The organism is Haloferax marisrubri, from assembly GCF_001469875.2.
GTDB classification, from domain to species: Archaea; Halobacteriota; Halobacteria; order Halobacteriales; family Haloferacaceae; genus Haloferax; species Haloferax marisrubri.
On record NZ_LOPW02000003.1, the window covers coordinates 31,973 to 54,942 of the forward strand.

The following is a 22,970-nucleotide window of genomic DNA, read 5'->3' on the forward strand; positions in this document are numbered from 1 at the left end:
TGCCCCGCGGGCGCTGGGCCCGATGCCGCCGTCCCGCTCCGCGTCGCCGACGCCGTGGTCGTCGTGTCGCCGCTGTGCGCCCCGGCGCTCCGCGACGCCGCCAAGACGGCCGCGATGGCGCGGGCGCTCGGTACTCCGGTCGTCGGATGTATCATCTCACGTTCACGAATGGCCCCCGAGGCGGTGTCCGACCTCGTGGGCGCGCCGGTGCTCGGGACCGTTCCGGAGGAGTCGTCGCCAGTCCTCACTCGTCCGACAGTTCGGGCCGCGTACCGTCGAATCGCCGACAAGATACCGGGGAAGAAGTAATATGAGCGACCCCCTAACACACGAGCATGTCTCGACTGGCGACGGGAATCGACGTGCTCGACCGCCAACTCGGCGGGGGCATTCCCGCGGGGAGCATCGTCCTCCTCGCCGCCGACCCGGCCAGCCAGTCGGAGCTGTTCTTACACGAGCTCACGACCACCCGAGGGACGCTGTGGCTGACGACGATTCGCTCGGAACAGGCCGTCACCGACGCGCTGGAACGGAATCCCGGCCCGACCGGGAGCCCCACCGTCCGCGACGTGGGCGGCGACGCGCCGCTCGACACGGCGAGCAGTCTGGTCCGCGACCTCCCAGAGGGCGCGAACCTCGTCATCGACGTGGTTGACGTACTCGAACGGAGCGAGGGCGCTCGCTATCGGAAGTTCCTCAACGACCTCCAGACGCACATGGTCAACACCCGCGGACTGACCGTGCTCCACGGGCTGAAAGGCGAGACCGTTCCGGACAACCGCGACCTGACCGAGCACATGGCCGACGTGGTGTTTGACCTCGACACGAAGATAGACGGCTCGGAAATCGTCAATCGGCTCGCGGTCCCCAAGTTCCGCGGCGGACGGGCGCTCGACGAGACCATCAAGCTCCGGCTCGCGGAGCGTGTCACCGTCGACACCAGCCGCGACATCGCCTGAGCGCGGCGGCGACGGGCGGGCGACGGGCGACGCTCAGAACGCGAAGAAGCCGAACGTGCCGAGCGTGACGGCCGCGATGAGCGCCATCCACGTCCGGGCGGACAGCGCCGCGCCGCGGGAAAAGACGTAGGCGAAGTACGGTGCGAGCGGGGAGAGTCGGTAGACGAACGGCACCTCGATACCGGCGCCGTACTTGAGCGAGAGCGTCAATGCGACGGTGCAGAGCCCGGCGACGAGCGCGACTTTCACGTCTGTGAGGTCGCGGAACTCGGCCGTCGCGGCGTCGTCTGACGAAGCCATAGCTACGAGGCGGTCGGAAGGCGAGTATCAAGAAGCCGCCGATTCGCCGGGACGGCGAGGGCGGCGGACTCGCTTACTCTTCGTCGGCGTCGAGTTCCGCGGCGAGTTCGTCGGCGTCGATGTCGACGTCCTCGATGGCCTCTTCGATGTCAGCGCCGCCCGCGCCGCCCATCATGCCGCCGAGGCCGCCCATGCCGCCCATGCCGCCCTCGATGGTCTCCTGCGCGATGACGCGGTCGATGTCCAGCCGCTGCATGATGTCCTGCGCAATCTGCTGCTTGGAGAACATCCACTGCTGGTTCATCGTCATCTGGGGCGTCGCCTCGATGTAGAGCGTGTCCTTCTCGACGGTGACGGTCTCCGTCTCGGGCTCGGCGTCTTCATCCTCGTCGTCGTCGGACTCGACGACCTGCTCCTCTTCGACCTCGTCCGTCTGAATCCAGACTTCGGGGGCCTGCTGGAGGTACATGCCGAGGAGGCCGGAGGCCTGCTCCTCGCGGTCGTCGACGAGTTCGAGCACTTCGTACTCGTATTCGAGGTCCTCGCCGGCGAGGGGGTGGTTGAAGTTGACGCGGGCGCGACCGCCGATGATGGTCTCCAGACGACCCTGGTCGCCGTCGATGGTGACCTGTGCGCCGGGGTAGCGGTCGTCCTCGTCGATCTTGTTGGCGCTGACCGTGCGCACCTCGTCCTCGTCGTACTCGCCGAAGGCGTCGACCGCCGGAATCTCGACGGTACCCTCGTCGCCAGCCTCGGCACCGATGAGGGCCTCGTCGACCTCGGGGAAGACGTGACCGGCACCGACGATGACGACGCGGGGCTCGAACTCGTAGCCCTCGACGTCGATCTCGGCCTCTTCGGCCACTTCTTTGTCCGTCGTGTCGACGACGTCGCCGTCCTCGATCGTTCGCACCGTGTACGCGAGGCGGACGAAGTCGCCGTCCTGAATACCGGACTCGACCTCTTCATCGACCTGCTCGGCCTCCGCCTGCTGTTCGTCGCTCATACACGCTACGTGACTCGTGCGACCCTTAAGAATCACGTTTCGCTGCCGCGACGTGTTCGAGGCGGCCGACACCCGGGAACTCGACCCCGAGGGCCGCTGTGGGGTCGAATCGCTTATATCATTGTCAATAGTTATAGAAAACGAGGCGTGTTCACATGGCACAGACTGGCTTGTTCCTCGGGTTCGTCCTCGGCGTCGTACTGCTGGCGCTCACCGTGTTTCTGACCGGTCGCGGCTGGCGACACTACACCGTCACGAGCGTTCCGACGCCGACCGGCGGCGGGTCGGCGGGCGGCGCGAGCGACAGCGCCGCCCGTCGGTGGGCCGACGACCCGACGGTCCTGTCGCTCGTGTTCCTGCTCGCGGCGCTCGGCTTCGGCGCGGTGGCGGTGCTGTTCGTCGGCGGCAGCACCATCCCCGAGGGCGTGACGAGCGCCGCGGGGCCGGTGCTCGTCGCCGGGACGCTCACCGTCGTCGTGGCGTACCTCTTCTACGGGACGTACCACGCCGCGCGGGGGCGCGGGCTGGAACGGTCGCAGGCGGCGCTCCTCGGGTCGTGGGTGCTCGGCCTGCTGTTCGTCGTCGGCGTCGCGCTCAGGTTGGTGGGCCTCCTCTGAGATGGCGACCTCGTACGCGGGGCGACTCGACCCCCGGCACGCGCCGCGACTGTGGTGGCTCGCGGCGCTCTGCTGGGTCGAGGCGCTCGCCGTCGGGGCGTACCTCTCCGCCGCGCCGGAGCGCGTCGAGAGCGTCCGGTACCTGTTCTACCCGTTCGTCTGGATAACCGTCGGCGCGGCGGCCGTCCTCTGGACCGACCCGCCGCAGGCGAGCGGTCGGGCGCGACTCGTCGCCGGCGCGGTCGCCGGCGCGTACTTCTTCGTCCTCGCGTCGCTGGCCGGATTGGTGGCCGTTGACCTCGCCGGGCTTCTCGGCGGGAGCAACGGGCACGCCGTCGCGTACCACTCGACCGGCTGGCAGTTCTCGCTCGCCGCGCCGGGGTGGGGGCCGCGGGTCGGCTACGCCGGCGAAGTCGTTTCGGCGACGTTCGTCCCGTACCGCGTCGCCGGCTACCTCGCGCTCGCGTACCTCGTCTACGCCGCCGTCCTCGACGCCGCGAAGCGCGCGCTCTCGGGGGCGCTCGGACTCGTCTCGTGCGTCGGCTGTACCTTCCCGCTCGTCGGCGGCCTCGCCGCGGGCGCGGCCGGCGGCACCGGCGTCGTGAGCGCGCTCCGGGCGCTCTCGGTCGATATCTCGACGCTCGTGTTCGTCGCCGCCGTGGCCCTGCTCGCGTTCGGACCGTCGCTGGCGGAGCGGGCGCGGCGATGAGCCGGCGCGCCGAGGGGAACGTTCGCGCCGCCGTTCGTCGCGGTGCAGTCCGGTTCGCCGCGTTCGCGGTCGCCTCGGTCGCTTTTTCCACTCCGGCGCTCGCGCACGCCGGCTCGCTGGCCGGGTCGCTCCGCTCGGTCCCGGCCCCGTTCTGGCTCGTCGTCGTCTCCGGCGGCGGCGTCGTCTGCGTCTCGTTCCTGCTGTCGGCGTTCGTCACGGACGACGAGACGCTCGACGCCTTCGGGCGCGCGGGCGTCCGAATCGGAGGACTCGCCGGGGGCGTCGCGACCGCCGAAGCCGCGCTCAAGCTACTCGGCGTCGCCGCGCTCGTCCTCGTCGTCGCCTTCGGGCTGTTCGGGCCGCCCGTCGGCATCGTCAACCTCGGCGTCCTGCTCGTCTGGGTCGGCTGGTGGGCCGGATTCACGATGGTCACCTACCTCGTCGGGAACGCGTGGCCGCTTGTGAACCCGTGGCGGACGCTCGGCGCGGCGCTTCGGGGGCGGTTCGCGGGGGCAGAGAGGCTGTCGCGGCCCTACCCCGACCGGCTCGGGTCGTGGCCGAGCGTCGCCGGTCTGCTCGGACTCGTCTGGCTGGAGGTCGTCAGCCCGCTCGCGGCGGACCCGCGGGCGCTCGCGGCCGTGGTCGTCGCGTACAGCCTCGCCACTGTCGGCGGCGCGGTCGTCTACGGTGACGCGTGGTTCCGCCGGGCCGACCCCGTCGCTCGGGTGTTCCGGCTGTACGGCCTCCTCGCCCCAGTCCAGCGGGGCGACGACGGCGGCCTCTCGATTTCGGTTCCCGGCGCGGGGCTGGCGCGTACCCGCGAACGACTGGGAGCCGACGACGTGGCGTTCGTCGTCGCGCTCCTCTGGGTGACGACGTTCGACGGCCTCGTGGTCACCGTCGCGTGGGGTCGCGTCCTCGACGCCGCGGGCCCGGCCCCCGCGTGGCTCGTGAACCTCGCCGGCATCGTCGCGGGCTTCCTCGTCTTCCTCGGTGGCTACCGGCTGGCGGCGCGAGTCGCCCGCCGAACCGCGGACACGTACGTGACCGTCGGCTTCGTCGCCGGCTGGTTCGCGCCCGCGTTGGTCCCCATCGCCGCCGGCTACCACCTCGCGCACTTCCTCGGCTACGTCGTCGGACTCGCGCCCGCGCTGGTCGCGGTCGCGGCCTCGCCGCTGTCGCCGCCCGCGAACCCCTCGGTGCTGGTCGTTCCGGCGTGGTTCGGCGGCCTCCAGTTGGCGTTCGTCGTCCTCGGCCACCTGCTTTCGGTGTGGGTGGCCCACGCCCGCGCGTTCGACCTCTTTCCGGGTCGCCTGCAACCGCTCCGGACCGAGTACCCCTTCGTCGCCGTCACGGTCTGCTACACGATGGCGAGCCTGTGGGTCGTCGCCCAACCGACGGTCGGAGGTGTCGCGGGGTGAGTCGCAAAGCGAGTCGCGGGGTGAGCCGGGAAGAATCGGTCGTCGTCCCCGAAACCGCCGTCCCCGACGGCGAGACCGCGGCGGCGACGTGTCCCTACTGCGGCCGCCCGTTCCGACGGGAACGACTCCGAGACCTCCACGTCGGCGACGCCCACGGGGGGTTGAGTGACGCCGAAATCGCGGCGTACGAGGCGGCGGTCGAGGCCGAGGCCGAAGACCTGTTCGTCTATCACCTGAAGGTCGCGGGCGCGCTCGGCGTGGTGTTCACGGCGCTGTTCCTGCTCGCGGTGGTCGGTTTCAGCCTGTGAGAGGAGCGCGGGCGGCGCGGTCAGGCGTGGTCGCCGCCGTGTTCGCCTTCGCCGGGGTCCGGCAGGCGCATCACGACGCCGGTGAGGACGCCGACGCCGGCCAGCGCGACGACGCCGCCCACCACGACGAACGATTCGCTCGCGCCGACGGCCTCCGAGGCGAGGAGGACCGCGAGACCGAGAACGACGGCCCCGAAGGCGGCCACGAGTGCGACAGTAGTCCGATTCATGTGTACCATTAACACACCGAAGTCAAAGAAGGTACGTGCAAGGCGGCGGAGGTAAAGAGACGCTGTTGGAGTCCTCAGTTACTGATAGTTTTCTGCGGCCGTGCTGAATACAGAGCGCGAGTCGGTCACAGCCAATTAGAGTTACGACGGCAATCGTCCATTGCTACGCTACCGCATCGGCATTCTCGTACAGGTCCCACAAGGCATCTGGTGTATCCTCGGGGAGTTCGACTGACCCCCATTCGAGATCGTAGAGTTCCGCTGGCACGTACTCGTTGTCGACGTGAACGTTCATCCCCCGATGGTGGGCGAGCACGAGATAGGAACACGTACGATGGTCGACAATATCTTTGAACCCATCTCCTGTGTGGTATCGCCGATGGTAAGCAGCCATCGAGTCCACGCCGTTTTGGACTAATTGTTTATCGTCATCGATGAGTCCGTTGAGTGCATCTGCGTACGCTTTTGCTAGTTCAGTCGCAAGATATTGGTCACTCCGATCAACAGCCTTTTCGAGATTGAATACTGCAGCCTCTGCCTGATTTTGGTTTCCCCGAAGGAGGTACGCGAGACCACTAACGTGATAGAACCGAGTCATTTCACCGTAATATCGAGTAACGTATGTCTCGTCGAGAGTGAGAATCTCGTCGGTTACTCTACCAACGACGCGCGGGTCTGCTGAAAGAAACGCGCTGCGAAGGGCACGCTCTGCGTAGATGGGTAGATCTAAATAAGCCCCTTTTCCGATCTCCTCGTGATGCTGTTGAATGAGTGAAAACGACATTACCATGGCGAGGGCACTCTCAGCGAACCATTTTCTAGCTACTAACACATTTCCGAGTAGCAACTCAACACTACCAACAGCTAAATCAGGATTGAAGAATCCGGCATAGACAGATGCCGGAACGCGACCTTCATCGGTCATTCGTTGAAGCACCCTGAATGCCGTCTTTCTGGATGGCGACATCCTGTCACGAATCTCGTGAAGTTCTTTCTCTGAGGGGACCATCGGTACGTACAGTACGGCAGTTAGACAGATATAGTAGCCTGTATTGTCGGCGGTTTAACTTGTCTCGTTCGCGGCCGCAATTCCCGGGGAATCTCCCGAAAATCGGAAGGGTACGGTTTCGAGACCACACCGAAATCGTATGCTGGCCACACCCGCTAATTTCAGCACGCACCGTCTGTCTGATTTGGATCGGGCACTCCGGGTGAGACATCCTTAGTATCCCGGTTCGATGCGGTCAACGAGTCCATCGAAATCCGTGTCGAAGCTCAACACGGCGTCGATACCACGTGACTCACACAGAGAGACTATCGTCGCATCAGTAAAGCTGAGTTCGTGGTCCTGGTATCGACGAAACGTCTCTAGCGACGCCCGAACATCGTCTGGTTCGACGTGAATCATCTCGAAAACTTGCGGAAACGGTTCTTCGCCAAGAATGCGACTGGCGACAGTATCTGCAGCCTCGAACGAACCTGTTCGAGCACGTGTGAGCGTTACAGTCTCGTCGAAAACGTAGTTATTCGTGTACGGTTGTCCGTACTCCCCATCGAACAGTTCGTCGAATGCACTGACAGCTTGGTCGTGCCGGTCAGCATCCGTATCGTGATGCGCAAAAAACACGCCAGTATCGACGAAGACACTCATCCGTACAGCACGTCGTCGATGTCTTCTTCGGTCGTCGTGGCTCCGGACGAAATCATCCCTTCGTGGAACTTCTCGCGCTCGGACTCTGCAAGAGGGACACGTTTCTCACGGAACGAGTCGATGAGATCTGCTTTGGACTCGATGGCATGCTCGACGAGCCGTGCCAAGATTTCCTGTTGCGTCACTCGCCTCCCCGTCTTGAGCCGAATCTCGGCCTGTAACCGTTCGAGACGGGATTTTGTGTCGTCGTCCATCTTTACCGACGTGGCCATGCTAGCTAGTAGAACATACTACTGGGTAAAGTTTGCTACCGCCCCTACTAGTGTAACGGGAGTTTGCTGAGCTCACCCTCTGTCTGTGTCACACGGTTTCTGTCAGTTTCTAAGAAGTTCGATAGAGCCACAAGAAGGGAAGCAACGTCCAGTTAGGCCGCGTTCTCGCCGGTCGTCGCAGCGGCGACGACGAGCGCGAAGACGGCCACCGCGAGGACGAGACCGGGGCCGACGACGAGCGGGTCGGTGAGCCTGCCGGGGGCGACGCGGGTCATCATGACAGTCACGCCGACGCCGACGGGGACCGAAAACAGGAGCGCGTAGCCGACCGCGACGAGGGTTTCGCGGGAGCGCCAGCGGGGATGAGAGTCGGCTCGCACGGTCAGAGGAGCGAGTACGACGCCGCGAGCGTGAGCGCCAGCGCGGCCACGAGGCCGATGCCGACCAGATACGTCAGCGACCGCGGCTCGAACCGGAGGTGCTGGAAGTACGCCGCGACCAGCACCGCCTTCGCGGCCGACAGGACCATGATGACGCCGAAGGCCAGCCAGTAACTCAGTCCGGCGAACTCGACCAGCACTTGGACGGTCGCCGAGACGAACAACACCACGTAAATCGCCGTATAGAGTTTCGTTGATACCATTTCTGTCACCTCACAGGATGTAGAACAGCGGGAACAGGAACAGCCAGACGATGTCGACGAAGTGCCAGTAGAGGCCGAAGTACTCCACCGAGCGGCTGTCTTCGAGATACGCGCCCCGCCAGGCGCGCGCGGTCAGGTACAGCGCGATGACGAGCCCCGCGATGACGTGGGCGGCGTGCAGGCCGGTCGTGAGGAAGAACGTCGAGGCGCGGACGTTCGTCGAGAGCCACAGCCCCTCGTGGAACAGGTGCTGCCACTCTAACCCCTTGTTGACGAGGAAGCCGATGCCGAGGACGAACGTCGCGCCGAGGCTCGTCACGAGGCCCCACTTGTGTTTCTTCTCGGCCGCGACGAGCGCGAGTACGACCGTGAAACTGCTCGTCAGCAGGATGTAGGTGTTCACGAGCCCCGGAATCGGGTCGGACGGAATCGGCTCCCAGCCGGTCCAACCGAAGGCGACCCGGGTGAACACGTAGGCCCCGAGGAAGCCGCCGAACAGCACCACGTCGGACGCGAGGAATATCCACATCCCGACCTTGCCGTTGTCGATGCCGGCGAAGGGCCACGCCTCGCCCTCCTCGAAGACCGGCCCGTGGAACGGTTCGAGCCCCATGGCGACGAGCGACCCGAGGGTGACGACGCCGCCCGCGACGGTCGTGGTCGCGTAGGCGGCCCCGACCATCCCCTCGGGGAACGCGGCGTCCTGAAGCGGCGAGAGGCCGAGGAGGACGAGGAACGCGCCAGCGGAGAGGACGAACGGCCAGATGCTCGCGTGGCTCGGCCCCTCGACTTCGGTCACTTCGGCGGTCGGCAGTTCCGCGTCCGCCGTGACCGCCGTCGTCGCCGATGCGGTGACGCCGCCGTCTGAGACTGCCGCGCCGGTCGGCCCGTCAGACCGGCCCTCGGTCGGCGCGACTTCGCCGGTATCGAGGAATTCGAGGTGTCCGTTTCGGTAGGTCGGCGTCCCGTCGAAGTTCTCCAGCGGCGGCGGCGACGAGACGGCCCACTCGGCCGTCGTCGCGTACTCCCACGGGTTGTCGGGCGCGGGGTCGCCGACGAAGGCGCTCTTGAACAGGTTGTAGAACATGATGAGGAACGACAGCCCGAGGACGAACCCGCCGACGGTGGCGAGTTGGTGCCACGGGGCGAGTTCGGGCGCGTAGTCGAACACGCGTCGGGGCGTCTCCCACGCGACGAAAAGCGGGAAGTACAGCAGGTTGAAGCCGACGAAGTAGACGGCGAAGTGGAGTTTGCCGAGGAACTCGTCGTACATCCGGCCGGTCATCTTCGGGAACCAGTAGTAGAGGCCGCCGACGAGCGCCGTCACCCCGCCGACCATCACGTAGTGGAAGTGGGCGACGACCCAGTAGGTGCCGCGGAACTCGTAGTCGAGGACGACCGCGCCGAGGAAGACGCCGGTGATGCCGCCGATGATGAACAACAGGAGCGCCCCGAAGACGAACAGGAAGGGCGTCGTGAAGCGTATCTTCCCCTTCAGCATCGTGTAGATGAGCGCGAACACCATCAGGTCGAACGGCAGCGAGATGCCGATAGTGGTAATCATAAACAGGGTCTTCACCTGCAGGTTGATGCTCGTCAGGAACATGTGGTGCATCCAGACGGCGAAGCTCTGGATGGCGACGAGCACCATCGCGAGAATGAACCACTTGCGGCCGACGATACGGCGGCCGGTGAACGTCTGGAACACCTCCGCCATGACGCCGAGCGCCGGGAAGAAGACGATGTACACCTCGGGATGGCCGAAGAACCAAAACAGGTGCGTCCACAGGAGCGCCCCCGCCGGCGACTCCATGGCGAAGTAGGTCGTCCCGAGCAGGCGGTCCGACGAGAGCACCAGAAGCGCCGCCAGAAGCGCCGCGAAGGCGAACAGCATCATCCACGCGGTCAGGAGAATCGTCCAACTGAACAGCGGGAGATTCCGGAGCGTCAGCCCCTCGGCGCGCATCCGATGCATCGTCGTCAGGAAGTTGACCGACGAGACGGTGACCGAGGCGACGAACAACACGAGCGCCAAGACGGCCGTCGACGCCCCCACGTCCGGCGTGAACGTCGGGACGTTCAGCGGGGCGTACATCGTCCACCCGCCGGAGAACGTCCCCCCTTGGAAGAACGAGACGCCGAACAGGATGCCGGAGAATAGATAGAGCCAGTACGACAGCGCGTTGAGCCGCGGGAACGCGAGGTCCTTCGCGCCGAGTTGGAGCGGGACGACGTAGTTGGCGAAGCCGAACGCGAACGGCGAGAGGAACCAAAACACCATCAACAGCCCGTGGGCCGAGACGGCCTGGTTGTACGCGACGGGCGCGAGAATCCCCTCGCCGAGGCCGCGCGGTGCGAACAGTTGGATGCGCATCAGCCACGCGAGGACGCCGCCGAGCACGAGGAAGAAAAGCGACGTGACGATGTAGAGGATGCCGACGTCCTTGTGGTTCGTCGTGACGAACCAGCGCTTGATGCTCCCCGTGCCGGGGAAGTCGTGGCCGTGGTCGTCGTGTGCGACCTCGTGGCCGCCGTCGGCCGCGGCGTCCCGCTCGGGAGACGCGTCGGTCATGGTACCACCGCCGGCCGGAGGCTCGACTCGTTCGCGGTCGCGCTGTCCGCGGTTTCGCTATCCGCGGTCGTGTTCGCGTACCACGCCTCGTACTCGTCGGGCGGCATCACGATGACCTCGGCGGACATGTAGGAGTGGCCCGCCCCGCAGAGTTCGTAACACTGCGCGGTGTACGTCCCCGGTTCGTCGGCGGTGAACCACGTCTCCGTCTCCTGGCCGGGGATGGCGTCGGACTTGACGCGTAACTCGGTGACCCCGAAGTTATGGAACACGTCCGCGGTGGTAATCGTCAGTTGGACGGGCCGGTCAGCGGGGACTCGAAGCACGCCGTCTGTGGTGTGGCCGTTCGGGTAGGTAAAGCGCCAGCCGAACTGGTAGCCTTCGACGTCCACGTCGAGCGACTCGTCGTCCGCGGGCCCCTCCTCGACGTACAGGAGCGTCAGATACGTCCACGAGACCAGCGAGACGACGATGACCATGCTCATGAAAAACGAGGTGAACAACTTCCGGCCCCCGCCGCTTCCCGACGGGAGTTCGCCGAGGACGAGGCGGTCCCCGTCGTCGATGTGACCGTTTCCGGAGCCGGAGCGATACTTGTACGCGTTGTAGAGCATGTACCCCACGACGACGACACCCACGAGCGTCCCCAAGAGCAGGAACACCTCGAAGATGCTTTCGAAGACGAACGCGCGCGTCCCTCGCGGGACCAACCCCGACTGGAGCGGGAACGCGGCCGTCAGTACGAGTTCCGTGACCATTGATAACACCACCCAAATAAGATAATTAACGTTCGTGATGATTATTGTTTCGGAGAAATCGAGGGCGGGCGGCGTCAGACGCGCGGTTTCGGTCGCTCACGGCGAACGTCGGGGAGAACGAAACGGGCGGCGGTCGGGGTCGCGGACGGCGACAGACGGCGGCGGTGGACGACGACAGACGGCGACCCGACCGGCGGCGACGCCCGGTCAGACCTCGTGTTGCGGGATGTCCGCGAACAGGTCGAGCAGGTAGCCGAGCGACAGGCCGTACACCCAGTGGGCCAGAAGCGAGAACACGAGGAACGAGAGGATGACGAACGCGTCGGCCTGCGGCCAAAACGCCGGGACGAACCCCACCCAGTAGAGCGTCGCGAACGACACGCCCCGGAGGTACTTCGGCGACTCCGGCGGGAGGAACGCCCCGACGACGACGAACGTCACCGGGAGGACGACGACCCCGCCGATACCGAAGAGGAACGCCCCGAGGGCGAGCGTCGGTTCGTAGCCGAAGAACGCCGCCATCCCGGCGAACCGGGTAATCGGCTCGGTCGTGAAGAGACCGAGGAGTTCGGGAATACCGACGAGAACGGGCAGCATCAACACCGTCCCGACGAACCCGCTCGCCATCGCGGTGAGGATGACGTTACCCGTGATTTCGTAGTCGGCGGCCTCGCCGACTTGCTGTTCTACCGCGGTGGCCGGGTTCGGCGTCTCTTGGCTCATACTCTCGTCGTACTACGCAGTCTTGCATGATAAAAGGTAACAAATACCCCGATACTGAGGGGTCGCCGGCGCGAGACACCGACGTTTTTGCCCTCCGAACGCGCCCGTCGAAGCATGTACGAAGTCGAGGTCAAGGTCCGCGCGGACCACGACGCGGTTCGCGAGCGACTCGACGCGGCCGAAGCCGAACAGGTCAACCGCGTCGCCCAGACGGACACCTACTACGACGCCCCGCACAGGGACTTCGCCGAGACCGACGAGGCGCTCAGACTCCGGCGCGAGTCGCGCTACGAGGGCGGCGAACTCGCCGACGAGGAGACCGTCGTCACCTACAAGGGACCGCTCGTGGACGAGTCGTCGAAGACCCGCCGGGAGTACGAGACGGGCGTCGAAGACGGCGAGACGATGGACGATATCTGCGAAGCGGTCGGGTTCGAACCCGCCGCGACCGTCGAGAAAGACCGCGAGCGGTTCGCCCTCGACGGCTACACCGTCTCGCTCGACTCGGTGTCGGGCCTCGGCGAGTTCGTGGAGGTCGAAGTCGAGGTCGAGTCCGGCGTCGACGACGCCCGCGAGGGGGCGTTCGCCGTCCTCCGGGACCTCGGTCTCGACCCCGACGACCAGATTCGGACCTCCTACCTCGGGATGCTCCTCGGGTCGCCCGAGGAATAGCCGGCCTATCGCCCCTCGCAGGCGTCCGTTCTCTCGGCAGATACTGCCCGAGCATACTCTCAGGTAATACGAGGGTGGCCAAAGGTTTCCGCAAGTTATAGAACCGCCCGCCGGGTACGTCCCGCCAATGAGCGACCGAAATATCCGCCTCGAATCCGCCGACAAGCGCGCGGTCGAGGACCAGGAGGTCGAAATCGTCGAGCGAAAGGGAATCGGTCACCCTGACTCCATCTCCGACGGCATCGCCGAGAGCGTCTCCCGCGCCCTCTCGAACCTCTATCTGGACCGCGTCGGCAAGGTGCTTCACTACAACACCGACGAGACGCAACTCGTCGCCGGTACGGCCGCGCCCGCCTTCGGCGGCGGCGAGGTCATCGAACCCATCTATCTCCTCATCGTCGGCCGCGCCACGAAGGAGTACGACGGCGAGAAGATTCCCGTCGATTCGACGGCGCTCCGGGCCGCCCGCGAGTACCTCAACGAGAACATCCCCGGACTCGACGTGGGAACGGACATCATCGTCGACGTGAAACTCGGCGAGGGCTCCGGCGACCTCCAAGACGTGTTCGGCGAGGAGACCCAGCAGGTCCCGATGGCCAACGACACGAGTTTCGGTGTCGGCCACGCCCCCCTGACCGAGACGGAGCGCATCGTCCTCGAAGCCGAGCGCGCCCTCAACGGCGCGGCCTACGGCGACGACCACCCCGAGCTCGGACAGGACATCAAGCTCATGGGCAAGCGCGAGGGCGACGTCATCGACGTGACCGTCGCCGCCGCGATGGTCGACCAGTACATCGAGGACATCGACGACTACGTCGCCGCCGTCGACGACGTCCGCGAGTTCGTCACCGACCTCGCCACCGACTACACCGACCGCGAGGTCAACGTCGAGGTCAACACCGCCGACGACTACGAGGAGGGCTCCATCTACCTCACGACGACCGGCACGTCCGCCGAGCAGGGCGACGACGGCTCCGTCGGCCGCGGTAACCGCGCCAACGGTCTCATCACGCCGAACCGCCCGATGAGCATGGAAGCGACCTCCGGCAAGAACCCCGTCAACCACATCGGGAAGATTTACAACCTGCTTTCGACCCACATCGCCGAGACAGTCGTCGCCGAGGTCGACGGCATCCGCGACCTGCAGGTCCGCCTGCTCTCGCAGATCGGTCGCCCCATCGACGAACCGCACGTCGCCGACGCGAAGGTCATCACGGACGAGGGCGTCACCGTCGCCGACATCGAAGACGAAGTCGTCGCCATCATCGACCGCGAACTCGCCAACGTGACCGACATCACCCGTCGGACCATCGAAGGCGAACTCAGCACGTTCTGAGGCGTCGCCTCGGAGCGTCTCGAAAACAGGACACCGAACGCCGCGTCGCCCGCGAGGGCGATTGCGATTACTCCGACTGCTCGACGTAGTACTTTTCGACCAGTCGCGCGGCCGCCTCGGCCGTCTTCCGGTAGTCGCGGTCGCCGTCCGGCGTCCGAACCGCGTACTCGTAGTGCCGACTGCTCGGCACGTACCACTTCTCGGGGAAGTCGTCGAGGACGTGCTGCGGGTCGCCGTTCTTCGGTGCGCCCGCGGCCGCATCGACGGTGGGTTCGGTGGCGGGGTCGGTGCCGTCCTCCTCCTCGGCTTCACCCGCATCTATAGCCCCGTCGTCCTCGACATCGTCCGCAGTCGCCGCGCCGTCTCGGGGAGCCATCACGGACGGGTGGGACTCCACGAGGAGCGTCTCGGGCACGTCGGGGTGGGACGCCGAGATGCCGCGGTGGACGCCGGGCGTGTTCGACGCCGCGAGCGTCTGCTCCATCAGAATCTTCTGCATGCTAATCTCGTGGCCGTCGCCCGGGTCGCGCTGGTCGTAGGTGCCGTCGGCGTGCATCTCCCACGCCTTCCGGTTGTCCGCGAAGCCGAGTTCGAGGATGAACCGCAACTGCTCGCGGATGTCGGGGTCCTCGACGGGCGCGATGGCCTCCACGCGCTTGTCGAGGTTGCGGGTCATCCAGTCGGCGGAGCCGATGTAGTAGTCCGGGTCGCCCGCGTTCTCGAAGTAGAAGATGCGGGAGTGTTCGAGGAAGCGGTCAACGACGCTCCGGACCGTGACGGTCTCCGAGATGCCCTCCAGTCCGGGGCGGAGCCGACAGATGTCGCGGACGAGCAGGTCGATGTCGACCCCGGCCATCGAGGCCTCGTACAGTTCCTCGACGATGCCCGGGTCTTCGAGGGCGTTCATCTTGGCGACGATGCGGGCGTCGCGGCCGGCGCGGGCGTGTTCGGCCTCCCGGCGGATGCACTTCGTGAACTCGTTTCGCATCGTCACGGGCGCGATGAGGAGCTTCCGGAACTCCTCGTCCAAGGAGGGGCCGGTGAAGAAGTTGAACACCTTCACGAGGTCCTGGCCGATGTCGCGATCGGCGGTGAGGACGCCGAGGTCGACGTAGCCCTTCGCTGTCCCGGAGTGGTAGTTCCCGGTGGCGACGTGGGAGTAGAGGCGGACGCCGTCTTCCTCCTCGCGGACGACGAGCGCGGTCTTCGTGTGCGTCTTGAGACCGATGGTGCCGTAGGCGACGTGGATGCCCTCTTCTTCGAGGCGACGGACCCATTCGAGGTTGTTCTGCTCGTCGAACCGCGCTTTGAGTTCGACCATCGCCGCGACCTGCTTGCCGTTGTCGGCGGCGTCGATGAGCGCCTCGATGATTTTCGAGTCCGAGGCCGTCCGGTAGATTGCGGCCTTGATGGCCAACACGTTGGGGTCGTTGGCGGCCTCGTCGAGGAACTCCTGGACGGTGTCGCCGAACGAGTGGTACGGGTGGTGCAACAGCACGTCCTTGCGGCGAATCTCGTCGAAGATGGTGTCGCCGTCTTCGGCGGCCGCCTCGCTGGCCGACGCGCCCGGACCGATTCCCGCGTCCGTCGCGTCGAGGTCCGAAAACCGCGGGTGCGGCTGGGGCGTCCACGACTCCAGCGAGAGGTCCGGGCGGTCGAGTTCCGTGAGGTCCATCAGTTCGCGGTAGTCGAGCGGCCCGCGGAGTTCGAACACCTCGCGGTCGTCGAGGTCCAACTGCTCGACGAGGAGGTCCCGCGCGGCCTCGGGCGCGTCGGCCTCGATTTCGAGGCGGACGACGGTGGCGAAGCGGCGCTGTTCGAGCACCTCCTCTATCATGTCGATGAGGTCCTCCGCGACCTCCTCGTTGCGGCGGACCTCGGCGTTCCGCGTCAGTTTGAACACCGCGGTGTCGACGACCTCGACGTTCGGGAACAGCAGGTCGAGGTTGGCGCGGATGACCTCCTCCAAGAGGACGTATCGGACCTCGTCGCCGTCGGTCTCGACCTCCACGAGTCGCGGGCGGTTCTGCGGAATCTTCACGCGGGTGAACGTCTGGTCGCCGTCGTCGTCGCGGGTGACGACCGCGAGCGACAGCGAGAGGTTCGAGATGAACGGGAACGGGTGCGCCGGGTCGAACGACAGGGGTGTGAGCGTCGGCAGCACCGAGAGTTCGAAGTAGTCGCGCATCTCCGCCCGCTGGTCGGGCGTCAGGTCGTCGTAGTCGCAGATGCGGATTCCCGCCTCGGCGAGCGCCGGGCGAATCTCCTCGCGGTAGCACGCGGCCTGTCGCTCGAACATGGGTCGGGCCTTGTCGATGGCCTCCTCCCACTGCTCGCGGGGCGTCCGGCCGTCGGTCGTCCGCTCCGTCACGCCGGCGTCTATCTGCTGTTTCAGCCCGCCGACGCGCTTCATGAAGAACTCGTCTAAGTTCTTCGTGAAGATGGAGAGAAAGCGGACCCGTTCGAGAAGCGGGTTCCGGTCGTCGAGGGCTTCGTTGAGCACGCGAGACTGGAACTCCAGTTCGCTCAGCTCGCGATTGAGATAGTACTGGGGGTCTGTGAGGTCGATGTCGGTTGGCAACTCGTCGGTCATTGGCATCGAGTGGGCGTCAGGTGGGCGTCAGGTGAGCGGCAAATGGTCGGGCGAACGTCGGGCGGGCGTCGAGCGCGACGGCGAATCGTTCGGTGGTTGTACGAATCAGAAACGGCGTGAAATCTATTAAGTGGTTTATATTGTTTCGCCGTCTGTCTACGGTTCAGTAAATTGTACTATTTACAGATATATAACACTAATAGTGAGAGAGAGAGCGGCGTGCCGAGCCGGATGCGAACGTCCCGCGAAACGAGACGCTGAAGGGTGCCGGCGGAGAACGTCGACCGTGAATCAGACGGCGCACGTCGTCCTCGTCGGCTACGGCGAGGTGGGCACGAAGAGTTCGAGCGTCCGGGCGAAGATGGAGGCCAGACTGCGGACGAACCTCCAGGCGGTTCTCGACGACCGCTCGCTCTCGGGCCGCGTCGAGCGGGAGTGGTCCCGCCTGCTCGTCCGCGACGTGGCCGACGCCGACGCCGTCGCGGCCGCCTACGCCGAGGTTCCGGGCGTCGTCTGGGCGCGCCCCTGCGTCACCTGCGACCCCGTCCTCGACGACATCGTCACGGTCTGTCGCGGCCTCGCGTCCGACCACTCCGATGGGGCGGCGTTCGCCATCGACGCCGACCGCATCGGCGACGCCGACCAACACGAGTTCACGAGTTCCGACCTCGAACGCGAGGCCGGGAGCGCCGTCGTCGAGGCGACCGGCGCGCCCGTGGACCTCGACGACCCCGACCGGACCTACCGAATCGAGTGCCGCGAGGAGACGGCGTATCTCTCCGTGCGGCGGTTCGACGGCCCTGGCGGCCTCCCGCTCGGAACGCAGGGACGGGCCGTCTCGCTCGTCTCCGGCGGCATCGACTCGCCGGTGGCGACGTGGGAGCTGATGCGCCGCGGCTGTGAAATCGTCCCCGTCTACGTCGACTTGGGCGACTACGGCGGCGCGGACCACCGCGCGCGGGCCATCGAGACGGTTCGGACCATCGCCCGCCGCGCCCCGAACGCGGACATGCGAGTACACGTCGTCCCGGCCGGTGACGTGGTCGAGCGACTGATGGAGTCCGTCGAGGACACCCGAATGCTCTCGCTTCGGCGCGCCATGCTCGCCATCGCCGCCGAGGTGGCCACCGACGAGCACGCCCACTCAATCGTGACCGGGGAGTCGCTCGGCCAGAAGTCGAGTCAGACCGGCGAGAACCTCGCCGTCACCGAGGCCGCGGTCGACTACCCCGTCCACCGCCCGCTTTTGACCCGCGACAAGACCGATATCGTCGCGGCCGCCCGCGACCTCGGCACCTACGACGACTCGACGCTCCCCGTCGGGTGCGAGCGCGTCGCGCCGAGTTTCCCCGAGACGAACGCCTCGCTGTCGGCCGTCGAGGCCGCGGAACCCGACGACCTGTTCGACCTCGCGGTTGAGGCCGCCCGCGAGCGGGTGGTCGTCTCGCCCGACGGCGAGTGAGTGAGTGAGTGAGTGAGTGAGTGAGTGAGTGAGCGCGGGAACGGGGGCACGAGACGACGGCCGACTGCGAGAAAGAACGCCGGAGCGACCCCTCCGAGGTGCGGTACCGACGCACACACGAACCGTGCAAACCACCACCATAGTCACGATTCTTCAAACGTTTAGATTCGTTTCGAATGAACAATTGCACAAAAATGGCTTTATTTACCGTGGGCGCTAGAGTTCTCCCATGTCGAAAACATCGCATCCCGGTCACGGACACCCCGGCCCCGAGTGGCGCGTCAGCCACCGGGCGTCGCGGACCGACTGGAGCGACACCGTCGAGCGGTGCGCGGCGTGCCGCGCCCGCGTCGACATGAGCGAAGCGCACTATCAGGTCCTCCTCGAGCGGGACATCGACAAGCCCGGTAAGATAACCCTCGAGCGCGAGCGCGTCGTCTTCTGCGACGAGTCCTGCGCCGCCGAGTGGGAATCGACCGCCTGAGTACCGGAACCGCTTTACCGAGTCCGGACCCTCCCTCTCGACGTGACGCAGGTCTGTATCGTCGGCGCGGAGGAGGTCCACCTCCAGTACGAACTGCTGTCGCGCGACACCGCGCGCGCGGCGCTTTCGACCTACGACATCTCGGAACCGTTCGACAACTCGCTTTCGGTCGACACGGTGAGTCTCGGCGCGGCCGTCTCGCTTCTCAACGACCTCAACTGGTATCTCGTCCGGTTCGCCGACTTCTCGTTGGTCCGCGAGCCCTCCGTCTCGACCGACGAGTGGCTCTCCCGCGACCTCGCCCGGCAGATTCGAGACGGGAAGGTCCAGCCCGAAGACACCGGCGACCACCTCGCAATCTACGGCGTCGAAGACGGCCGCCTCGTCGAGCCGATGTACGTGACGCGCGTCGACGGCTCGGTCCCCGACTACGACCTCAGAGACGTGGAGCGAACGCTCGTCGTCAGAGTCGCGGAAGACGAGTTCGGTCGGTGAAAACAGGGCGTCGAGCGACCGCTATTCGTCGGCGTCGAACATCCCGGTGGACATGTAGCGCTCGCCGGAGTCCCAGAAGACCGTCACCACGAGCGGCTGGTCTCCGTCGTCCGCGTCGGGGTCGGCGAGTCGCTCGGCGACGCGCTTGGCAGCGAGGAGCGACGCGCCGGACGACTGGCCGACGAGGATGCCCTCCTCGCGGGCGAGGCGGCGACACTCGGCCTCGGCGTCGGCGAGTTCGACGATTTCCACGTCGTCGATGAGGTCGGTGTCGAGGTTGGGGCTGACGAAGCCCGGCCCCATCCCCTGGAAGTCGTTGTTTCCGACCTCGTGGCCCGAGAGGACGGCGCTCTCGGCGGGTTCGACGCCGACGACGCGCATCGAGGGGAACTCCTCGACGAGGCGGCGGCCGTTGCCCGAAATCGTGCCGCCGGTACCGATGCCGGCGACGAAGGCGTCGATGCGGCGGTCGCCCACCTGTTCGAGAATCTCCTCGGCGGTCGTCCGGTAGTGCGCCTCCGGGTTCGCCGGGTTCTCGAACTGCCGGAGCTGGTACATGCCCTCGGCTTCGAGTTCGTCCGCGCGGTCTTTCGCGGCGGAGATATCGCCCTCGACGAGTTCGATGGTCGCCCCGTAGGCGCGCATGATTTCGCGGCGCTCGGGCGACATCGAGTCCGGCATGACGATAGTCAGGTCGTAGCCCTTCGCCGCCGCGACGACGGCGAGTCCGATACCGGTGTTCCCGGACGTGGGTTCGACGAGGTGGTCGCCCGGCGAGATGTCACCGGCCTCCTCGGCCGCCTCGACCATCGCCAACGCGGGGCGGTCCTTCGCCGACCCGCCCGGGTTCTTCGACTCTATCTTCGCCGCGACCGTCGACCCCTCGGGGGAGTCGGCGCGGACCAGCGGCGACCCGATAGCGTCGAGGATACTGTCGTCCATCGACCCTCCGTAGACGGCGCGACACTAAACGACTGGCGGAGGCGGACGATACGGCCACCGTCTCGGGGGCGAACGGCGACGAGCGCGGGCGGCGAGCCCCGCCGCGAGCGCACCCGTTAAATCCGCTCGGCCGGTACACCGGCGCATGGCCGAAGCCGAGACGCTCGAAACGATGCAACCGAACCCCGCGTGGGACGCGGCGTCCTACCCCGACGTGGTCGACACCCTCGCGGCCGCAGACTACACGTTCAAGGTCTGGGGCGGCGACTGGTGCGGCGACTGCCGCGGACAGCTCCCCGACTTCGCGGCGGCGCTCGACGCCGCCGGCGTCCCCGCCGAGCGAATCGACCACTACCCCGTCGAGAAGGCCGACGACGGCTCGAAGGTCGGCCCGCTCGTCGAGGAGTACGACATCGAACTCATCCCGACGGTCGTCGTCGAACTCGACGGCGAGGAGGTCGCTCGATTCGTGGAAGAAGAGGACGTTCCGATTGCGGTCTATCTCGCAGAGCGGCTCTCGAACTGAGCGCCGACGCCGCTTTTCTCGCAGTCGCTCCCGCCGTTACGCACCTTCGCCCGCCGTGAACCACGCCAGCGCCTCGTCGAGGTCGTGGGTCGGCGCGGAGCAGGTGAAGTTCTCGCAGGCGTAGACGGTCGGCTCCCCGTCGGCCGCCTCGCGGCCGGCCCAGATTGGCGGGGCCTCGTCGAGTCCGAGTTCGTCCAGCCACGCGTCGAGTTCCTCGTCGGTGCCGGGGCGACGGGAGACGACGAGACCGGGGAAGTACCGCGAGGCGAGCGTCGCGCGCCACTCGTCGGGAACCTCGTCGGCGGCGACGGTGAGTTCGGGGACGCCGCTGGCGGCCTTCTCGGCGGCGAGCGCGAGCGAGACGTGTTCGAGCGGACTGCCGCGGACGCGGTTGGCGAACGAGCCGAGGACCGCGTCCGCGACCTCGCCGAAGTCGGCGTTCGGCGCGAACTGTTCGAGGTCCAAGAACAGCGACGTGGCGACGCCGAGGCTCGACGGCGTGGACTGGTCGGTCGGCTCCTGCGGTCGGGTGACGAGCGACTCGCCGCTCTCGGGGGTGAAGTAGAGCGTGCCCGCGTCGGCGTCGTAGAACTCGCGGCGGGTCGCCCGCGCGAGGTCGAGCGCGAACGAGAGCGGCGCGAGGTCGCCGGTCGCCTGATAGAGGTCGAACGCGCCGCGCGCGAGGAAGGCGTAGTCTTCGAGGTAGCCGTCGCCTTTCACCTCGCCGTTCATCACGCGCCGCGAGAGCGTCTCGGTCTCGTCGTCCCAGAGGCGCTCGCGCACGAAGTCGAGGGCGCGACGGGCGTCGTCAGCGAGCGAGTCGTCTTCGAGGACGACCGACCCCTGCGCGAACCCCGAAATCATCAGGCCGTTCCAGCCGGCGAGCACCTTCTCGTCGCGGGCGGGCCGTTCGCGTCCCTCGCGGGCGGCGAACAGCGCTTTCCGGGCCTTTTCGAGTCGGTCTTCCACCTCGGACTCGTCGAGGTCGTACTCGTCGGCGAGTTCGGCGGTCGTCGCCGAGACGTTCAGGACGGTCGTCTTGCGCTCGAAGTTGCCGCCGGGCGTGACGCCGTAGCGGTCGCAAAAGAGGTCGGCGTCGAGTTCGGGGAGGAGGTCGCGCACGTCGTCGGGCGTCCAGACGTAGAAGGTGCCCTCCTCGCCGCCGGATTGGGCGTCGAGGGTGGCGAAGAAGCCGCCGTCGTCGTGGCTGAGTTCGCGGCGGACGAACTCGAACGTCTCGGCGGCGACGGTCGCGTAGGAGTCGTTGCCGGTGAGTCGGGCGGCGTCGAGATACCGCGAGGCGAGGCCGGCCTGGTCGTACAGCATCTTCTCGAAGTGCGGGACGGTCCACTCGCGGTCGACGCAGTAGCGGTGGAAGCCGCCGCCGAGGTGGTCGCGGAGGCCGCCGTTGGCCATCGCGTCGAGGCTCTGTCGCGCCACGTCGAGCGCCTCGCGGCGGCCGGAGACGGCGTAGCCGCGGAGCAGGGCGTCGATGCGGCCGGGTTGGGGGAATTTCGGCCCGTCGCCGCCGAAGCCGCCGTGGTCGCGGTCAGCCCCGCGGAGCGCGGCCTGCACGGTGGTGTCGAGGACCTCCGAACCGGGGGCTTCGCCGGGAACGTCGGGCGTTTCCTCCAGTCGGTCGGTGATGGCGCTCGTCCACTGCTCGGCGCGGTTTTCTATCTCCTCGCGGTCGGTCCGCCACGACTCGGCGAAGCTCTCGACGATGTCGCGGAAGCCGGGCGCGCCGCGGCGCGGTTCGGGTGGGAAGTACGTGCCGACGAAGAAGGGCTTGCCCTCGGGGGTGAGCCAGACCGAAAGCGGCCAGCCGCCGCCGCCGGTGACCTGCTGGCAGATGGTCTGGTAGATGCGGTCGAGGTCGGGACGCTCCTCGCGGTCGACCTTCACCGGGACGAAGTGCTCGTTGAGCACCTCGGCGATGTCGGGGTCCGAGAAGCTCTCGTCGGCCATGACGTGACACCAGTGGCACGCCGAGTAGCCGACCGAGAGGAAGATGGGCTTGTCCGCCTCGCGGGCGGCGTCGAGCGCCGTCTCGTCCCAGGGTTGCCAGTTGACCGGGTTGTCGGCGTGCTGGCGGAGGTACGGGCTCTGCTCGTCGTCGAGTCGGTTGCGTCCCACCGGGTCGGACATGCGTCGGAGTCGGCGCTCCGGGAACTAAAGCGGCGTGGAGACGGCCGTCGTGGCCGGCGCGGGGTGTGGGTCGGACAGCGGGTCCCCCTCGCTGGTGACCGAGAATAACCACAATCGTGCCTATTTCGTCGCCGATAAAGAGC

At 66.6% G+C, this 22,970-nt stretch carries 25 protein-coding genes and 1 pseudogene; 12 read left to right on the forward strand and 14 right to left on the reverse strand.

The annotated features are described in order from the left end of the window. Together AUR65_RS01625 and AUR65_RS01630 are read left to right on the forward strand one after the other, a co-directional pair. Positions 1 to 309 (forward strand): annotated as a pseudogene (locus AUR65_RS01625) (CDP-4-keto-6-deoxy-D-glucose-3-dehydrase); the annotation flags it as partial. Between the two features lie 26 nt (positions 310 to 335). Further along, on the forward strand, positions 336 to 959 hold the full coding sequence (locus AUR65_RS01630; protein ID WP_058567935.1) for an RAD55 family ATPase: 624 nt from the start codon (positions 336 to 338) through the stop codon (positions 957 to 959). A 33-nt stretch (positions 960 to 992) separates the two neighbouring features. Here AUR65_RS01630 and AUR65_RS01635 read toward each other — a convergent pair whose 3' ends face one another. Next, a complete protein-coding gene (locus tag AUR65_RS01635) occupies positions 993 to 1,259 on the reverse strand; it encodes a hypothetical protein (protein ID WP_058567936.1) in 267 nt (88 codons plus the stop codon). Positions 1,260 to 1,332: 73 nt separating this feature from the next. Next, the gene (locus AUR65_RS01640) at positions 1,333 to 2,265 is read right to left on the reverse strand and encodes an FKBP-type peptidyl-prolyl cis-trans isomerase (RefSeq protein WP_058567937.1); all 933 of its coding nucleotides are present in this window, start codon (positions 2,263 to 2,265) and stop codon (positions 1,333 to 1,335) included. Between the two features lie 155 nt (positions 2,266 to 2,420). On the opposite strand from AUR65_RS01640, the gene AUR65_RS01645 reads away from it, so the two are divergent. From AUR65_RS01645 to AUR65_RS01660, 4 genes are read left to right on the forward strand one after another with little or no spacing between them, the layout of a single operon-like run. Continuing rightward, on the forward strand, positions 2,421 to 2,882 hold the full coding sequence (locus AUR65_RS01645) for a hypothetical protein (RefSeq protein ID WP_058567938.1): 462 nt from the start codon (positions 2,421 to 2,423) through the stop codon (positions 2,880 to 2,882). 1 nt (position 2,883) lies between these two features. Continuing rightward, the gene (locus tag AUR65_RS01650) at positions 2,884 to 3,591 is read left to right on the forward strand and encodes a DUF7546 family protein (RefSeq protein WP_058567939.1); all 708 of its coding nucleotides are present in this window, start codon (positions 2,884 to 2,886) and stop codon (positions 3,589 to 3,591) included. Continuing rightward, positions 3,588 to 5,012 (forward strand): hypothetical protein, encoded by a 1,425-nt coding sequence (locus tag AUR65_RS01655; RefSeq protein ID WP_058567940.1) that lies wholly within the window; start codon positions 3,588 to 3,590, stop codon positions 5,010 to 5,012. Before AUR65_RS01650 ends, AUR65_RS01655 begins: the two co-directional genes overlap by 4 nt. Positions 5,013 to 5,032: 20 nt before the next feature. Next, the gene (locus tag AUR65_RS01660; RefSeq protein ID WP_058568023.1) at positions 5,033 to 5,320 is read left to right on the forward strand and encodes a DUF7410 domain-containing protein; all 288 of its coding nucleotides are present in this window, start codon (positions 5,033 to 5,035) and stop codon (positions 5,318 to 5,320) included. 20 nt (positions 5,321 to 5,340) lie between these two features. Here the strand turns inward: AUR65_RS01660 and AUR65_RS01665 are convergent, their stop codons facing one another. From AUR65_RS01665 to AUR65_RS01705, 9 genes are all read right to left on the reverse strand, one after another. Next, positions 5,341 to 5,550, reverse strand: coding sequence for a hypothetical protein (locus AUR65_RS01665; RefSeq protein WP_058567941.1), 210 nt, complete (start codon positions 5,548 to 5,550; stop codon positions 5,341 to 5,343). Between the two features lie 163 nt (positions 5,551 to 5,713). Next, positions 5,714 to 6,559, reverse strand: coding sequence for an Imm49 family immunity protein (locus tag AUR65_RS01670; RefSeq protein WP_146047380.1), 846 nt, complete (start codon positions 6,557 to 6,559; stop codon positions 5,714 to 5,716). 213 nt (positions 6,560 to 6,772) lie between these two features. After that, entirely contained in the window at positions 6,773 to 7,201 is a 429-nt protein-coding gene (locus AUR65_RS01675; protein ID WP_058567943.1) for a type II toxin-antitoxin system VapC family toxin, read from the reverse strand. Then, positions 7,198 to 7,473, reverse strand: coding sequence for a hypothetical protein (locus AUR65_RS01680; RefSeq protein WP_058567944.1), 276 nt, complete (start codon positions 7,471 to 7,473; stop codon positions 7,198 to 7,200). Before AUR65_RS01680 ends, AUR65_RS01675 begins: the two co-directional genes overlap by 4 nt. A 152-nt stretch (positions 7,474 to 7,625) precedes the next feature. Continuing rightward, on the reverse strand, positions 7,626 to 7,859 hold the full coding sequence (locus AUR65_RS01685; protein ID WP_049896063.1) for a hypothetical protein: 234 nt from the start codon (positions 7,857 to 7,859) through the stop codon (positions 7,626 to 7,628). After that, positions 7,856 to 8,116, reverse strand: a complete 261-nt coding sequence (locus AUR65_RS01690; RefSeq protein WP_058567945.1) for a cytochrome C oxidase subunit IV family protein — start codon at positions 8,114 to 8,116, stop codon at positions 7,856 to 7,858. The genes AUR65_RS01685 and AUR65_RS01690 overlap by 4 nt, the downstream gene beginning before the upstream one ends. 10 nt (positions 8,117 to 8,126) lie before the next feature. Then, on the reverse strand, positions 8,127 to 10,688 hold the full coding sequence (locus AUR65_RS01695; protein WP_058567946.1) for a cbb3-type cytochrome c oxidase subunit I: 2,562 nt from the start codon (positions 10,686 to 10,688) through the stop codon (positions 8,127 to 8,129). Then, on the reverse strand, positions 10,685 to 11,446 hold the full coding sequence (coxB, locus tag AUR65_RS01700) for a cytochrome c oxidase subunit II (protein WP_058567947.1): 762 nt from the start codon (positions 11,444 to 11,446) through the stop codon (positions 10,685 to 10,687). Before coxB ends, AUR65_RS01695 begins: the two co-directional genes overlap by 4 nt. A gap of 207 nt (positions 11,447 to 11,653) precedes the next feature. Next, positions 11,654 to 12,169 (reverse strand): DUF6789 family protein, encoded by a 516-nt coding sequence (locus AUR65_RS01705; RefSeq protein WP_058567948.1) that lies wholly within the window; start codon positions 12,167 to 12,169, stop codon positions 11,654 to 11,656. A gap of 114 nt (positions 12,170 to 12,283) precedes the next feature. Here AUR65_RS01705 and cyaB point away from each other — a divergent pair, with 114 nt between their 5' ends. Both cyaB and AUR65_RS01715 read left to right on the forward strand, forming a co-directional pair. Then, positions 12,284 to 12,841, forward strand: a complete 558-nt coding sequence (gene cyaB / locus AUR65_RS01710; RefSeq protein WP_058567949.1) for a class IV adenylate cyclase — start codon at positions 12,284 to 12,286, stop codon at positions 12,839 to 12,841. A 127-nt stretch (positions 12,842 to 12,968) separates the two neighbouring features. Next, a complete protein-coding gene (locus AUR65_RS01715; RefSeq protein ID WP_058567950.1) occupies positions 12,969 to 14,177 on the forward strand; it encodes a methionine adenosyltransferase in 1,209 nt (402 codons plus the stop codon). 67 nt (positions 14,178 to 14,244) lie between these two features. Here AUR65_RS01715 and ppk1 read toward each other — a convergent pair whose 3' ends face one another. Continuing rightward, a complete protein-coding gene (ppk1, locus tag AUR65_RS01720; protein WP_058568024.1) occupies positions 14,245 to 16,770 on the reverse strand; it encodes a polyphosphate kinase 1 in 2,526 nt (841 codons plus the stop codon). Between the two features lie 286 nt (positions 16,771 to 17,056). Between ppk1 and thiI the strand changes: the two genes are divergently transcribed. From thiI to AUR65_RS01735, 3 genes are all read left to right on the forward strand, one after another. Further along, a complete protein-coding gene (thiI, locus tag AUR65_RS01725) occupies positions 17,057 to 18,232 on the forward strand; it encodes a tRNA uracil 4-sulfurtransferase ThiI (RefSeq protein WP_058567951.1) in 1,176 nt (391 codons plus the stop codon). A gap of 229 nt (positions 18,233 to 18,461) precedes the next feature. Beyond that, a complete protein-coding gene (locus AUR65_RS01730; protein ID WP_058567952.1) occupies positions 18,462 to 18,716 on the forward strand; it encodes a hypothetical protein in 255 nt (84 codons plus the stop codon). Positions 18,717 to 18,758: 42 nt separating this feature from the next. Then, complete coding sequence (locus tag AUR65_RS01735; protein ID WP_058567953.1) at positions 18,759 to 19,211, forward strand: DUF5804 family protein; 453 nt, start codon at positions 18,759 to 18,761, stop codon at positions 19,209 to 19,211. A gap of 21 nt (positions 19,212 to 19,232) precedes the next feature. On the opposite strand, the gene AUR65_RS01740 is transcribed toward AUR65_RS01735, so the two are convergent. Further along, on the reverse strand, positions 19,233 to 20,153 hold the full coding sequence (locus AUR65_RS01740) for a PLP-dependent cysteine synthase family protein (protein ID WP_058567954.1): 921 nt from the start codon (positions 20,151 to 20,153) through the stop codon (positions 19,233 to 19,235). 145 nt (positions 20,154 to 20,298) lie between these two features. Here AUR65_RS01740 and AUR65_RS01745 point away from each other — a divergent pair, with 145 nt between their 5' ends. Continuing rightward, the gene (locus tag AUR65_RS01745) at positions 20,299 to 20,679 is read left to right on the forward strand and encodes a thioredoxin family protein (protein ID WP_058567955.1); all 381 of its coding nucleotides are present in this window, start codon (positions 20,299 to 20,301) and stop codon (positions 20,677 to 20,679) included. Between the two features lie 36 nt (positions 20,680 to 20,715). On the opposite strand, the gene AUR65_RS01750 is transcribed toward AUR65_RS01745, so the two are convergent. Further along, complete coding sequence (locus AUR65_RS01750; protein ID WP_058567956.1) at positions 20,716 to 22,827, reverse strand: thioredoxin domain-containing protein; 2,112 nt, start codon at positions 22,825 to 22,827, stop codon at positions 20,716 to 20,718. Positions 22,828 to 22,970: the final 143 nt, after the last annotated feature.